This window comes from Bradyrhizobium sp. USDA 4449 (assembly GCF_054056275.1).
The window spans coordinates 6,630,628-6,644,590 of record NZ_JBSRYD010000001.1 but is presented as its reverse complement, the minus strand read 5'-3'; the positions used below and the strand labels follow the sequence as shown (position 1 = coordinate 6,644,590).

The following is a 13,963-nucleotide window of genomic DNA, read 5'->3' as shown; positions in this document are numbered from 1 at the left end:
TCGGCGGATTGGTGCAGGCAGCCTATACGGTCGAAAACATCGATCACACGATGATGCATCATGTGAAGGCGCTGAATATCGGGCCTTGGTTTGTGAGCGGTCCTTTCGTGCCTGCGAAGGGAGTGTATCGAGGCCAGCCGACCGACATCAGCCTGACTCTCGCCGTCGCCTTTACCGGCCACATGATGATCGAGCTCATTGAGCAGCACGACACCAAGCCGTCGGTCTATCAAGAGACGGTCAAGGTCAAAGGTCACGGTTTCCATCACTGGGCCGTCTGTTCCAAGGACTTCGATGCGGACGTCGCTCGCTACGAGGCTGCCGGCTACCCGGTCGTGTTCTCCGACCTCTCGCCGCGCGGCGTGCGGATCGTCTATGTCGATACCCGCCGCGACTTGCCGGGCATGCTTGAGGTGATCGAGACGACGGAGGCGCTCGAGGGCATCTATCACAGCTACTTCGCAGCGGCGCAGAACTGGGACGGCAAGGATCCCATCCGGCGTTGGTCACTCAAACAAGGTGCCTCGACGTGAAAACCCAGGATCTGTTCGACGTCACCGGCCTTTCTGTCGTTATTACCGGCGGTGCCAAAGGCCTGGGTCGGGCCTTCGCCGAGGCAATGCTCGACAATGATGCACGCGTCGTCTTGCTGGACAAAGACGAGTCTAGCCTCGACCAGGCCGTGTCCGAGCTCAAGGTGCGCGGCGATGTAGCCGGCGTTGCCGTCGATGTTACGGATCGCGATGCAGTCAAGGCCGCTGTCAACAAAGCGGTCGAACGAAACGGCCGTCTCGATGTCGTGTTCGCCAATGCGGGCATCGATGCCGGACCGGGATTTCTGTCGATGGCCGGCGAACGGGATCCGGAGGGGGCGATCGAGGCCGTCCCGGACAGGCTGTGGGACAAGGTCATCGATACGAATTTGACCTCGATCTTTTCGACCATTCGAGCCGCTGTTCCGCACATGAAGCGACAGAACGGCGGACGCATCATCCTGACCTCGTCGATTGCGAGCGTCAGGCCAGGTGCTATCGTCGGTATGCCCTATCAGATATCGAAGGCGGGTGTGTCGCACCTCGCCAAGCAGGCCGCACTTGAGCTCGCCCGCTACAACATTCTGGTCAACGCAATCTTGCCGGGTCCGTTTCTGACCCAGCTCACGCCGCCCGACCTCAAGAAGCGCTTCGAAGCTGGCAGCCCTATTCACCGCGTCGGTCGACCCGAGGAGATACAGGGGCTGGCGCTTTTCCTGGCTTCGCCAGCGTCGAGCTACGTCACCGGGACCCACATCGTCATCGATGGCGGCGCCTTGCTTGGTCGCGCTGACTAGGGCGTGTACTCATAAATGCGCGGACGTCGGTATCGTGTGGACAAGGAGAATTATGTGATCGACCAGAGGACCGCCGTTGATCAGCCAATGAGGACGTTCGATGAGCGTGCGGTTCGGAATTGCGCCTGGATTGTGTCGGTTGCCTCGAACGCGATGAAGATGCTGCGGGCGCGGCTGTATCATATCGCCTGTGAGTGGTTCGAAACCAGGAATGAGACCTTCTGGATCGTTGTCCCCGCCGTCGCGGTCACGTTGTTAATGGCCACGATAGCATTACTGATTGGAAGCTAAAGGCCGCCTTTGTCGGTAGTTTCGCTGATCTTGTGGCGCTGCTCTGATCTGTGAAAAGAATTATGAGTACACGGTCTAAACTGACCGAATGTTAAACGACGAGAGACACGATGAAGGCCGCTGAACTGTTTGACCTGTCCGGACATGTCGCCGTCGTTACAGGCGCTGCGTCTGGCCTTGGTCTCGCGATTGCGCAAGTGATCGCAGCCAATGGAGGGCGGGTCGCAATGCTTGACATCGACGAGGGCAAATTGAAGCAGGCGGCGGCTGCCATCGACGAAGCCGGTGGAGCCGTTGAGACCTTCAGCGTCGACATAGCCGAGGCCGGCAAAGTCGAAGCTGTCGTTGATGCTTACGTCGAAAGATACGGCCGGCTCGATTGTGTGTTTGCGAACGCGGGCGTAAGCGGTGGCCCCGGATACGGCAAGCCCGAAGGCGAGCTCAATGTGGCGTCCATGGAGCTTTGGGACGCCTGCCTTCGGGTCAATCTTGATGGCGCTTTTCGGACAATTCGCGTGGCGGCAAAACACATGAAGCCACGGCGGCAGGGATCGATCGTCGTGACGTCTTCCGTCGCGGCGCTGCGCGCGTCGGCGCTACCGAGTTACGGCTACCACGCGGCAAAGGCCGGCATTGCACAGGTGGTGCGCGTCGCGGCTCTCGAGCTCGGTCCTCACAATGTGCGTGTCAATGCCATCGCGCCGGGCCCTTTTCGCACGAATATCGGCAATGGCCGGATGCATACGCCCGAAGGTGCCGCGGCGTTTGCAGATACCGTGCCCTTAGGGCGACTTGCCGAACTGCATGAGATCAAGGGGCTCGCGCTGCTGTTGGCGTCGCCGGCTTCCACATACATGACCGGCGCGATCATTCCGATCGACGGCGGAACGCAGGCCTGAGGGCCGCGCAATTCGAAGCAGATTGGGAGGAGTTTGTAATGAAAACGACGACGACGCTCGCGCACATGGCGGCATTTGCTGCTCTGGCGGCGAGTTCGGTGCGGGCCGACGAGCTTCCGCCTCGCAGTCACTGACCCTCTTTCCGGGCCCAGCGCGACGACAGGCGAGTGGGACTGAAGAGCTGGCAGTTCCTGGCGGGTGAGATCAGCGAAGCGGGCGGCCTCAAGGTCAGAGAAATAAATGTTTTGAAAATCGGGAGAGTATCGATGGATATCGGATTGATCGTTGACGGTGGTGCGGTTGCGGCCGAGGGAGGCGGCACGTTCGAGCGCAAGGATCCCATGACCGGTAAGGTCGCGACACGCGCGCCGGCTGCGACGCTCGCAGACGTCGAGAAGGTCGTCGCTGCTGCGGCCAAGGCGTTCGAGACCTGGTCAGAGACAGGGCCCTCGCTGCGTCGCGGCCTCCTTCTGAAGGCGGCTGATCTTATGGAGAGCCGTACCAATGACTTTATCAAGTTGATGCTCGAGGAGACCGGGGCGACGGCGCCTTGGGCTGGCTTCAATGTCCATCTCGCCGCCGGCATCTTGCGCGAAGCTGCAGCTCTCACCACCCAAATCACAGGCGAAGTCATTCCATCCGATAAGCCCGGTATCTGGTCGATGGCGGTACGCCAGCCGGCCGGCGTCGTCCTCGGCATGGCGCCGTGGAACGCCCCGGTCATCCTCGGCACGCGGGCAATCGCGGCGGCGCTCGCCTGCGGCAACACGGTCATCTTGCGTTCGTCAGAAACCTGTCCCGGAACACATCATCTTATCGGCCAAGTTCTGAATGAGGCTGGCTTCCCCAAGGGAGTCGTCAACGTCCTGTCGAATGCACCTCCGGACGCGCCGAAGATCGTCGAGGCGTTGATTTCCAATCCTGCCGTACGCCGGGTCAATTTCACAGGCTCAACCAAAGTCGGTCGCATCATCGCCAAGCTCGCGGCGGAGCATCTCAAGCCTGCCCTGCTGGAACTTGGCGGCAAGGCGCCTTTGGTCGTTCTGGATGACGCCGATCTGGACCAAGCAGTCGATGCTGCGGCCTTCGGCGCTTTCATGAATCAGGGGCAGATCTGCATGTCCACGGAGCGCATTATTGTGGATCAGAAGATCGCCGATGCGTTCGTCGCCAAACTCGCGGCCAAGGCCTCGACATTGCCGGCTGGCGATCCGCGTGAGCACGTCGTCCTGGGATCATTGGTCGATCTGGCGCCCGCCGAGCGTATGGATGCGCTCATCAAGGACGCCACCGCAAAGGGAGCGAAGATCGTCGCGGGCGGCAAGCGCAACGGAACGGTCGTCGAAGCCACCTTGCTCGACCACGTGACGTCGGACATGAAAATCTACAACGAGGAATCGTTCGGACCCGTGAAATCGATCATTCGTGTCGCCGGCGTCGACGAGGCCGTGCGCGTCGCCAACGACACTGAATATGGACTGTCCGCCGCGATCTTCGGCCGCGATGTCTCCCGTGCCCTGACGATTGCGAAACGTATCCAGAGCGGTATCTGCCACATCAATGGGCCGACCGTCGCCGATGAGGCTCAGATGCCATTCGGCGGCACAAAGGCCAGCGGGTACGGCCGCTTCGGCGGAAAAGCCGTCATCAACGAATTCACCGAGCTTCGTTGGATAACGATAGAAGGTCCGCAGCACTACCCGTTCTAAGGAAAGACCAGGACGTCCAGCATGTTCATCGGCAAAGCTCTCGACAATATCCGGGTGCTGGACCCGCTTGCGCAAGACGATCAACCGTAGAGCGCGCTCCTTGGAGCGCCTCAGTACAAAGATGAGGCAGAGAATGTAGGCGCCTCATGCGGGTAATCGCAGTGCGACGCTGAAACAGGAAGTGGGTGCATGAGACGGCCGCTCGGACAAAAGACTGAGGATGATTGACGGGGGTTGCCATTGTCGGATCATCCCCGCGCAATCGGGCTGCTGTATGGTGGCTGGTTGCAGTCAGCGGGATTAGATGTCGTATTCGTCACCCGGCCGGGTTGGCAAGCCGCTATCACAGGCCGGAACTCCTCGAACTCGCCAAGCAGTCGATCCGCGAAGTTGCAAGCGTGGGCCGAGCCGAAGGCATTGCGATCACCGGCGATGCCGAAGAGGCGACCCTGAGAATCCTTCAAAGCTTGCCGCCGGCGAAGGCGCTGGCGTGCTTGCAGCATCGTGGTTATAATGAATCATTCTTGATCAACACGCGCGCATATTGCGTGGCAGTGGGCCCCGTCAGACGCACGCGGAGCACGAGATGGAAGCCAAGCGCGAGTTTAGAGGCTCCGATACTCACGGTGTTCTGCAACGATTCGGGGCCGACATCCGTGCAACGAGCGAGGGGCATGGGTGGTCGTCGATTTACGCGTCGATCCAAAGGGAGAATCCCTTCGAGGGGCGGTTCGAAGCTATCGCTGACGACCTCATTGTGTTGCACCGTAGCGGCCCCGTGCAGACGACCTTTGCATCCGGCGGGCACGTCACTTCACGTTGCATTCCGAAAGGAAGCATCTTTTTCTTGCCGGCAGGTCATGCGTGCGAGGTGGGATTGCATGGGGCGCTGGATACTCTGCATATTTATCTTCGTGCAAACTTGGTTTCTGTTCAGAACGTCACACCGCTGCTGGTGGAACGGGACGTGGTTATACAGCAACTGGCGCAGGCGGTTGAGCGGGCGGTTTGCGAGAATGTCTCGAATTCAGATCTCTTCATCGATCCGATAGCGCGGGCGCTCGCGGACAGGGTCTCCGCGATTAGCAGGAGTAGGGAACCGTGGCAGGTTCAGACCGCTGGGCTGCCGGACTACGAACTTCGGCGCCTTAACGATTTCATAGAAGCCAATCTTGAGGGTGAGATTACCCTTGCTGCGATGGCCAGCGTGTGCGGCATTGGCACAAAGTCTTTCGTTCGGGCTTTTGCGGCAACGACGGGCAAATCACCATACCAATATGTGATCGCGGCCCGTGTGGAACGGGCCAAGCGATTGATCGAGCAAGACCAGGAAGGCCTCGCTGAGATAGCACTACGGTGTGGCTTCTCCCATCAGGAACACTTGACGCGTGCCTTCCGCAGGCTGACGGGTCAAACGCCCGGTCGGTACCGTCGCAGCGTCAACTGACAAGCAGCTAGGGCCAATGCAGAAACGCTCCGATCCACCATCGCCAGCCGCAGCACGAAATGAGCATACCGTGCAGCCTTTCGACGGAGGCGAGGTCCATTCCGTGCTGCGACAGTTCGCGGTGAAACGCGAGGCGTCCAGTGCGGGGCTCGGCTGGTCGACTATGTTCGCATCGGTTCAGCGGGAAGAGCCGTTCAGCGGCCGCTTCGAAGCCAATGCCAACGCCCTGCTGGTGACTGGAGCTACCGGACCAGTCGATGTTACCTATCGGATCGATGGGCGCGTTGTATCCAGGCACTTGCAGGAGAAGGGAATCTTTTTCCTGCCGCCGCGCCGCGACTGTGAGGTGACGCTGAATACGCCGTTGGATTCGATCCATGTGTACCTGCGTCCTGAACTGTTTTCTGGCTCTGAAGATAAAGCGCAGAACTCCGATTTTGGCCTCTTGCCTTTGTTGGGCGAGCCGGAGCCCCTAACCAGCAATCTGCTTGCAGTGGTGGAAGAAATGGTGCGTGAGGGCGATACCTCGTGCTCCCTCCTGGCCGATTCGATTGCGCAGGCAATAGCCAATCGCCTTGTGGTGCTCAACGCACGGGAGCGGAAAGCGGTGTGTGCTGTGGAACGCCAGCTGAGTACACGTAGCGTCCGCTCGATTCGTGGCTTTGTCGAAGCCAATATCGCGGATTGCATCAAGCTGGACGATTTGGCTGCGATCTGCGGCGTGAGTCCCGAGTATTTCATACGGGTGTTCAAGTCTTCGCTGGGCGTGTCTCCTCACCGATACGTTGTTGGGGTACGAATTCATCATGCGAAGCTGCTCCTGACGGATCCAAACATTAGCCTCGCGGAAGTTGCGAGGCGATGCGGGTTTGCGCACCAGCAGCATTTCACGAACACGTTCCGTCGGATGACCGGCTTGTCGCCGGGCGCTTATCGACGGGCGATGAATTAAGAACTCCACGATCAGCCTTTCCGATCTGAACGCTGGCTCGTTTCCTGTAAACGAAGCGGACAGTTTGTGTCGGTTTCCTGCAAACCGGTCCGGTTTGTGCAGGCTTAGCCACCCGGCATGTCCTACTTTCACCTGACGTAGAGGCGCCAGACGCAATCATGGCGCCGACGATAGGGAGAGACGCGCATGGCATTGTTCGATGCCGGGCGAGGGTGCTCGCATATCCGAATTGGCCAGCATTCGCTTGAGGAGCCTTGGACCTCGGGTGATCGTGCTGCGCGGGGAAGTGGGCCGCTGCGATGAAAGACTGGTCACCCCTCGTCGTCGGACTCGGCGGAACGTTGCGTGACGGATCAACCTCGGAGAGGGCGCTCCGCCTGGCTTTGACGGAAGCCGCACGGCTCGGTGCGAAAACGCAGATCTTCGCCGGGCAATCGTTGAATCTCCCGCACTACGACAGCATTGAACGTACGGAGCGTGCGACGGCGTTGGTCGAAGCACTACGCGCAGCAGACGGGGTCATCATTGCCACCCCGAGCTATCATGGCTCGATCTCCGGCCTGGTCAAGAACGCAATAGACTACACCGAGGACCTCAGCGCCGATGCTCGCAGCTATCTTGCCGGACGCGCGGTCGGCGCCATCGTATGCGCGGGCGGAGCCCAAGCCATGGGCGCGACGCTGGGGACTCTGCGGACCATTGTTCACGCGCTGCGCGGTTGGCCGACTCCATTTTCAGCGGTGATTAACACCGCGCAGCGGCCATTTTCCGGAGACGGCGCGTGCAGCGATCCGATCATAGCGCAACAGCTTGCATTCGTGGCCGAGCAGGTCGTCGAGTTCGCGAGAATGCGGCGGCTATATGAGAGCCGGCGCAATGGACTGGCGCCTCAGGAAATATCAGAAGCCGCGCCGGCGCAATGCGCATAGAACGCGGCCACAAACAACCGTAACAAACACTAGGGAGAAATCATGAACAAGAATCGCATCTTTAGTTATGAAAATCTCGTTGTCGTCTTGATGGGAGCCGCGTTTGGCTTCGTATTCTTCGACCGTCTGGCGCTGAACTTTCTATCTCCATTTCTCGTGCCTGAGCTGCAGCTGAACAACACTCAGCTCGGTGCCCTCGCGGGTGGACTGGCGCTGACCTGGGCAATCGCCGGCTACGCCGTCGGCACTCTTTCGGACTATTTTCAAAATCGTAAAACACTCCTTGTCTGCGCGATACTGATTTTCTCGATCTGCTCGGTAGGATCCGGTCTCGCCAATTCGTTTCTGACGTTGCTTGCCGCTCGCCTCGTTATGGGATTTGCGGAAGGACCTGTACTTCCGATCGCGCAATCGATCATGGCTGCGGAATCGTCGGAGCACCGTCGCGGCTTCAACATGGGCGTTTTGCAGAATTTCTTCAGCGCGCTCCTAAGTAATTTTGCTGCTCCTCTGGTGCTCGTGGCGATTGGGCAGATCTACGGCTGGAGAAGTGCTTTCTACATTGCGGCGGTGCCTGGCTTTGTGGTGGCGGCCCTGATTGTCGCTTTTATCCGTGAACCTTCGTCGGGTGCCGCTCCGATATCGGCTGCGTCAGCGCGCAACACGATTCCGCTTTTGACGATGCTGAAACATCGCAACATCTGGGTTTGCGCGATCGTGAGCTGCCTGATGGTGTCTTGGCTCCTGATTCAGATAACCTTCCTTCCGATCTACCTGGTGCAGGTTCGCGGTCTGTCGCCCAGCGCAATGAGCGTTGCCGTGGCGGCGACCGGTATCGCAACGGCCGCGTCCTCAATCATCGTACCGGCGCTGTCGGATCGCTTTGGCCGCCGTCCGATTCTCATCCTGTCGGGCTTCGTTGCCGTGATTGCTCCGGTGACAACCGTAATGTTCGACGGACCGTTGCCTTTGATGGTGTTGCTCATGGGTGTCGGCAATCTCGCCATTGGCAGCTTCTCGTTGTTCATGGCCACTGTGCCGTCCGAGACAATCCCGCCGACCCATGTTGCTACTGCGCTTGGCTTCATCATGGGGGTTGGCGAGCTCGCGGGCGGCTTCGCGGGCCCGGCCCTCGCCGGGATCGCTTCCGACGTGTTCGGTCCGTCCAGCTCGATGTGGATCGCCGCTACGCTTTGTGTTTGTGCAGGCTTGCTTTGCCTGATGCTGGACGAAACTGCGCCGCGGGTGCTCGAGCGCCACAAAAGAATGATTGTGAGCTCGCCGGCATAAATGCCTATCGCCGGTTAGCTGCGACACGCTCAACGGAATTATCAGGAGATTGAAAATGAACGTTCAGGCCATGCGCAGGAGCCTGCCGGTACCGGAACCTCACCTCACTCCGCAGGATCTGGTGGACCGCGCGGCTTCGATGAGAACGCTGCTGCGGGAATCGCAGGACGAAACCGATGAGCGGGGACATTATTCGGACGAAATCCAGCAGAAGTTCATCGATGCCGGATTCTATCGGATCTTGCAGCCCAAAATGTTTGGTGGCTACGAGTTCGATTACGAAACATTTTTTCGCGTCATGGTGGAGATTTCGCGCGGTCATCCGTCCGCGGGGTGGTGCTTGACGTTGGCCGCTTCTCATGCGCCTGTCATAGCCTCGCACTGGTCGGAAGCTGCACAGATCGAAATCTTCGGTTCATCCGGTCATTTCGCGTCACCGCACCGGGCTGCCCCCGGGGGCACGTGCCTGCCGGTCGAGGGCGGCTACATCATCAATGGTGTGTGGCCGTATGCGTCGGGAATACCGCACAGCACGCACTTCCTCGGCGCAACGTTGCTTCAAACTTCGTTCCCGCCGCGAATCCTGAACTTCGTCGTGCCGCGGGGGCAATACACAATTCTGGGCGATTGGGGTGGAGACCGCACCTTGGGCATGCGCGGGTCCGGCTCGAACAGCGTCAAGCTGGACAATGTCTTCGTGCCCGAGCACATGACCGCGTTCTTCGACGCGCTGGGTGCAAAGCAGGATCTCTCCGAGGGCACACCGGGAACGCGCTTGCATGGTAACCCCATGTATGTCGGGGTTCTCATGGGTCCTTATCACGCGTCTCTGACATCGCCTATCATCGGTGCCGCGCGCGCGGCGATCGATGAGTATCGCGATATCCTGCTCTCGCAAAACACATTTGTTCCACCTTTCATCAAGCGCGCCTTCGAGACTGATTTCCAGGTCAACTATGGCCGCGCCATAGCCTTGACCGATGCGGCCGAAGGCGTGCTGCTGCAGGGTTTGCGCAAGCACATGGACTACTGCCAGCGGTGGGCGAGGACGGGCTTGCAAGCATCCGTGGAAGAAAACTTGCGACTGTGGGGAATGCTGCAGACCGGCGCACGTCTTGCCTGTGACGCCATCGAGCTCCTGTTTCAGACCGCCGGGTCGACCGCGGCGCGGAAGGGCTCAAGGATGCTTCGATACTTTGGCGACGCCCAGATGTACCGAGGACACATGTCCTCCCAATACATGACCTTCGCGAAGTACATTGGTCGCAGCAATCTTGGGCTGCCGACCGGTTTTCTGGATCTCTGAAGAAAGTCGGAGGGGGACGTGACCCAGACTGAAGCTAAAACTGCTCCCTTGGTGCTGGCAGATCAGGGATTCTTTTGGACCGGTTTGGTCCGCCAGAAGACACCGAATGGCACCATCGCTGCGGGCCAGATGTTCGTGCAGTATCAGATCCCGGAACACATCCGGCATCCATATCCCATCGTGATGGTGCATGGAGGTGGGGGGCAGGGAACGGATTTTCTCGGTACTCCCGACGGACGGCCGGGATGGGCCACTTACTTTCTGAAACAGGGTTACCCGGTCTATGTCGTCGACCGCCCAGGGCATGGTCGCTCACCCCTGCATCCGGAGGCTCTGGGTCCCATGACACCTCCGCTGACTTACGAATTTGCCATGACGTTGTTTACCGCGCCCGGCAAGCAGCCGAACAGCTGGCCGAATGCGCAGAAGCATGATCAGTGGCCTGGCTCTGGTGTCGTCGGCGATCCAGTTCTGGACCAATTCATCGCGACGCAAGGTCCATTCCTTGTCTCTTTGGCACAGACGCAACAGCTTATGCAGCGAGCCGGAGCCGAATTGCTGGATCGCATTGGTCCGGCGATCCTGCTCACCCATTCCATGGGAGCGCCCTTCGGTTGGCTCGTGGCAGATAGTCGACCGCACCTGGTGAAAGGCATCGTGGCGGTTGAGCCAATGGGGCCGCCTTTCGCCCAATTGCCGATGGGGCTGGGCGACCTCTCTTACGGACTCACTGCGATCCCGATGACGTTCGATCCGCCCCTCAAAGACCCAACTGAACTGCGGCGCGAAATCCGCAAGGCTTCGAAACCTGGGCTGGCGGACTGCTTCGTTCAGAAAGAGCCGGCGAGGCGCCTTCCCAACCTCGCATCGATGCCCGTTGCTGTCGTGACATCGGAGGCGTCGGCCTGGTCCATGCACGACCACGGCACCGTCGACTATCTCGTTCAGGCGGGCGTGCGAGCCGTCCACCTGCGGCTCGAGGACCATGGCCTGCGCGGCAACGGCCACCTGATGATGCAGGAAAGGAACAGCGATGACATCGCTGCTTTCCTGGAAAGATGGATCTCGGAATATGTGGGGTCACGGCCAACATAAATTCGATTCTTCCCGCCGCCGCATCTTGTGGTGAAGCAGCGGCTGGTAGGTGCCAGTGAGTGGTCCGGTTTGTCAGCAGACCGTTAGCGCAGGAGGAGTGCGAGATGGCGAAGAAGGGATATTGGGTTGGTCACATCAACGTCACGAGCCCGGAGCGCTACAAGGACTACATCGCGGCCAACGCCGTGCCATTGAAGAAGTACGGGGCGCGGTTCCTTGTCCGAAACGGCGCATGCGAAGTGCACGGCGACGCACTTCAAGGGCGTCGCCACGTCGTCATCGAGTTTGAAAGCTACGCAATGGCCAAGGCCTGCTACGACTCACCCGAGTATCAGGCGGCGGCCAAGATTCGCGACGAAGCCAGCACCTCCGATTTCGTCATGATCGAGGGCCACGAGGACTAACAGCGATCCGCGGCGGGGTCTGGCAACTTACGATTAAGAGCCTAGCCGGAGGTGGAGACGCTAATTCGTTCCACAGTATGCCGGTCGGTATCCGTGGCCGTAGTGGCGGGGATTGCACTCCACCTTCTCGCTCATGCTCGAGAAGGCGCGATGACGTCGAGGGGCGTGCGCAAGGATTCAGGAGCACCATCAAATGAAAGATATCGAAAATAAGGTCGCGTTCATCACGGGAGGCGCGAGTGGGATCGGGTTCGGAATGGCCCGCGCGTTCCTGCAACATGGGGTGAAGGTCGTTGTCGCGGACGTCCGTCAATCGCATCTCGATGCGGCGGCTTCCGCCCTCGATCGCTCCAACAAGAACTACCATCTGATCCGTCTGGACGTTGCCGACCGCGAGTCAATGGCACGAGCGGCGACGGAGACCGAGAAGGTATTCGGCAGGGTCCACATACTCTGCAACAATGCAGGCGTATCGAGCATGGTGCCCATGGAAGACGCGAGCTTCGCGGATTGGGATTTTGTGATGAACATCAACGTCGGGGGCGTCGTCAACGGCGTCGCGACGTTCGTTCCCCGGATTCGGGCGCATGGAGAAGGTGGTCACATCGTCAACACCTCCTCGATGGCCGGCATCCTCGCTCTTCCCAATCCCGGCGGCATTTACTCGACATCCAAATTCGCGGTGCGCGGCCTGACGGAGTCGTTGCGAATGGCACTCGGACCGCACAACATTGGCGTTTCGCTCCTTTGCCCCGGCCTGGTTCGCAGCAATCTCGTCGACACGACGCTTCACCTCAACACGTTCGGTTCTGCTCAATCGGCGGGCGGCCCGTTCGCGGCCGGCGGTTCGCCGTTGGAAGCCGGAATGGACCCTCTCGCCGTAGGCGAACGGGTGGTCGAAGGAATCGTCGGGAACGAGCCATACATTCTTCCGCACGGCGAATTCAAAGACGAAGTCGCAGAGTCGTTCGGAGAGATACTTCGGTCGTTCCCCACCGATCGAGACGTCGATCCGAAGCGGCAACAGTTCGAAGCGATGCGCCGGCAAGCGACGACGGAGGCCAAGCGCTTGGCTGCAAGCATTGGTTAGAACTTCGATCTGGCGCGCGAGGACCGCACCGATCTCCATTGGACGCCGTCCCGCCCTGCAACGAATCTCAGAGAGCTTCGAACTGTGTTGCCGGTGTTGACATTGCGCTGCAGCAACGATGGAAGCGATTGGATTGAAAATTGAGGGCCATTGGGTTTTACTCCGCGGCACCGAAGCCGCGAGCCCTTGGTCTGTCGGATGCAGGCGACGTCGAATTTTGGGGTGCAGGAGACGCACGGGATCCTGAACCGCTTCCAGGCCGAATTCCGCGGCTCGAGCGAAGGGCTCGGCTGGTCATCGGCGTTTGCCTCGGTCCAGCGCGAACGGCCGTTTGATGGGCACTTCCACGCACTTTCAGACAATCTGATGGTGCTACATCGGGGCGGCCCGGTCGACATCACGTATGTGATGGACGGCAAGTCGGTTGCTCGGCACATCCCGCGCGGTGGCGTTTTCTTCCTGCCGGCGGGCCATGCATGCAACGTGCTCCTGCGCGAGCCGCTGGAATCCACGCACATCTATCTGCGTTCCGACCTTTTCGCCGGCCCTGACGGGGCAGCCGGCGTGATCGGCGGCCTCGCGCCGATGCTCGGCGATCAGGACGCTGTGCTCGAGCATCTCGCCGCGGCGATCGGCGATACCATCACCGGCGGCCTGCCGGCCTCGTCGCTATTCGTCGATCCGATCGCGCAGGCGATTGCCAACCGCTTTGTCGCGATTAATTTCCACAAGCCGAGCGTGGAGGCCGGCAAGCATCCAAACCTGCTCAGCGTCAAGCAGATGGCGCGGATCCGCGAATTCGTTGATGCCAACATCGACAGCGATATCCGGCTCGACCAGCTGGCGCAGCTGTGTGGCCGCAGCACCGAGTATTTCGTGCGGCTTTTCAAGGCGACCAGCGGCGTCTCGCCTTATCAATACGTGCTCAATTTGCGCATAGAGCGCGCCAGGGCGCTGCTTGCCGACGAGACCCTGAGTCTGGCCGAGATCGCGCTGGCTTGCGGCTTCTCCCATCAAGAGCATTTCACGCGGATGTTCCGCCGCTTTACTGGCATAACACCCGGACGATACCGACACAGCCACTAGCTTCCGCTGATCGCGGCCCCGGCGGTCGAAGGTCCGATTCAGCCCTGCATTATTTTTCCGGTTTTGTGCAGATTTTCTTCGGTTTCGTGCAGGCCCGCCGCGCCAGCCCGCCCCTAGCTTCCTCCCAACGACATG

14 protein-coding genes are annotated in these 13,963 nt (G+C 59.9%); all 14 read left to right on the top strand.

The features are described 5' to 3' along the window. Positions 1-11 precede the first annotated feature (11 nt). The 14 genes from ACVIIW_RS31290 (at position 12) to ACVIIW_RS31225 (ending at position 13,828) form a co-directional block, all read left to right on the top strand. Positions 12-533: a VOC family protein gene (locus tag ACVIIW_RS31290; protein WP_456704223.1), complete on the top strand. Its 522-nt coding sequence runs from the start codon at positions 12-14 to the stop codon at positions 531-533. Continuing rightward, complete coding sequence (locus tag ACVIIW_RS31285; RefSeq protein WP_456704222.1) at positions 530-1,330, top strand: SDR family NAD(P)-dependent oxidoreductase; 801 nt, start codon at positions 530-532, stop codon at positions 1,328-1,330. Before ACVIIW_RS31290 ends, ACVIIW_RS31285 begins: the two co-directional genes overlap by 4 nt. Before the next feature lie 54 nt (positions 1,331-1,384). After that, positions 1,385-1,621 carry a hypothetical protein gene (locus ACVIIW_RS31280; protein ID WP_456704221.1) on the top strand — a complete coding sequence of 79 codons (237 nt, stop codon included), beginning with the start codon at positions 1,385-1,387 and terminating at the stop codon, positions 1,619-1,621. Positions 1,622-1,731: 110 nt separating this feature from the next. Next, entirely contained in the window at positions 1,732-2,520 is a 789-nt protein-coding gene (locus ACVIIW_RS31275) for an SDR family NAD(P)-dependent oxidoreductase (RefSeq protein WP_456704220.1), read from the top strand. A gap of 266 nt (positions 2,521-2,786) precedes the next feature. Next, entirely contained in the window at positions 2,787-4,229 is a 1,443-nt protein-coding gene (locus ACVIIW_RS31270; protein ID WP_456705317.1) for an aldehyde dehydrogenase, read from the top strand. Between the two features lie 586 nt (positions 4,230-4,815). After that, complete coding sequence (locus ACVIIW_RS31265; RefSeq protein ID WP_456704219.1) at positions 4,816-5,676, top strand: helix-turn-helix domain-containing protein; 861 nt, start codon at positions 4,816-4,818, stop codon at positions 5,674-5,676. Positions 5,677-5,746: 70 nt separating this feature from the next. Further along, entirely contained in the window at positions 5,747-6,628 is an 882-nt protein-coding gene (locus ACVIIW_RS31260; protein WP_456704218.1) for a helix-turn-helix transcriptional regulator, read from the top strand. Between the two features lie 299 nt (positions 6,629-6,927). Further along, entirely contained in the window at positions 6,928-7,557 is a 630-nt protein-coding gene (locus tag ACVIIW_RS31255) for an NADPH-dependent FMN reductase (protein WP_456704217.1), read from the top strand. A gap of 42 nt (positions 7,558-7,599) precedes the next feature. Continuing rightward, positions 7,600-8,847 carry an MFS transporter gene (locus tag ACVIIW_RS31250; RefSeq protein WP_456704216.1) on the top strand — a complete coding sequence of 416 codons (1,248 nt, stop codon included), beginning with the start codon at positions 7,600-7,602 and terminating at the stop codon, positions 8,845-8,847. A gap of 55 nt (positions 8,848-8,902) precedes the next feature. After that, positions 8,903-10,153, top strand: coding sequence for an acyl-CoA dehydrogenase family protein (locus tag ACVIIW_RS31245; protein ID WP_456704215.1), 1,251 nt, complete (start codon positions 8,903-8,905; stop codon positions 10,151-10,153). Between the two features lie 18 nt (positions 10,154-10,171). Then, positions 10,172-11,248 (top strand): alpha/beta hydrolase, encoded by a 1,077-nt coding sequence (locus ACVIIW_RS31240; protein ID WP_456704214.1) that lies wholly within the window; start codon positions 10,172-10,174, stop codon positions 11,246-11,248. A 104-nt stretch (positions 11,249-11,352) separates the two neighbouring features. Further along, entirely contained in the window at positions 11,353-11,652 is a 300-nt protein-coding gene (locus ACVIIW_RS31235) for a DUF1330 domain-containing protein (RefSeq protein WP_456704213.1), read from the top strand. Positions 11,653-11,845: 193 nt separating this feature from the next. Next, positions 11,846-12,742, top strand: coding sequence for an SDR family oxidoreductase (locus ACVIIW_RS31230; protein WP_456704212.1), 897 nt, complete (start codon positions 11,846-11,848; stop codon positions 12,740-12,742). Positions 12,743-12,940: 198 nt separating this feature from the next. Next, positions 12,941-13,828 carry a helix-turn-helix transcriptional regulator gene (locus ACVIIW_RS31225; protein WP_456704211.1) on the top strand — a complete coding sequence of 296 codons (888 nt, stop codon included), beginning with the start codon at positions 12,941-12,943 and terminating at the stop codon, positions 13,826-13,828. Positions 13,829-13,963: the final 135 nt, after the last annotated feature.

Coding starts and splice junctions, on each gene's coding strand:
- ACVIIW_RS31265 (WP_456704219.1), top strand. CDS start 4,816: ATGGAAGCCAAGCGCGAGTTTAGAGGCTCCGATACTCACGGTGTTCTG.
- ACVIIW_RS31225 (WP_456704211.1), top strand. CDS start 12,941: ATGCAGGCGACGTCGAATTTTGGGGTGCAGGAGACGCACGGGATCCTG.
- ACVIIW_RS31275 (WP_456704220.1), top strand. CDS start 1,732: ATGAAGGCCGCTGAACTGTTTGACCTGTCCGGACATGTCGCCGTCGTT.
- ACVIIW_RS31235 (WP_456704213.1), top strand. CDS start 11,353: ATGGCGAAGAAGGGATATTGGGTTGGTCACATCAACGTCACGAGCCCG.
- ACVIIW_RS31245 (WP_456704215.1), top strand. CDS start 8,903: ATGAACGTTCAGGCCATGCGCAGGAGCCTGCCGGTACCGGAACCTCAC.
- ACVIIW_RS31230 (WP_456704212.1), top strand. CDS start 11,846: ATGAAAGATATCGAAAATAAGGTCGCGTTCATCACGGGAGGCGCGAGT.
- ACVIIW_RS31255 (WP_456704217.1), top strand. CDS start 6,928: ATGAAAGACTGGTCACCCCTCGTCGTCGGACTCGGCGGAACGTTGCGT.
- ACVIIW_RS31250 (WP_456704216.1), top strand. CDS start 7,600: ATGAACAAGAATCGCATCTTTAGTTATGAAAATCTCGTTGTCGTCTTG.
- ACVIIW_RS31270 (WP_456705317.1), top strand. CDS start 2,787: ATGGATATCGGATTGATCGTTGACGGTGGTGCGGTTGCGGCCGAGGGA.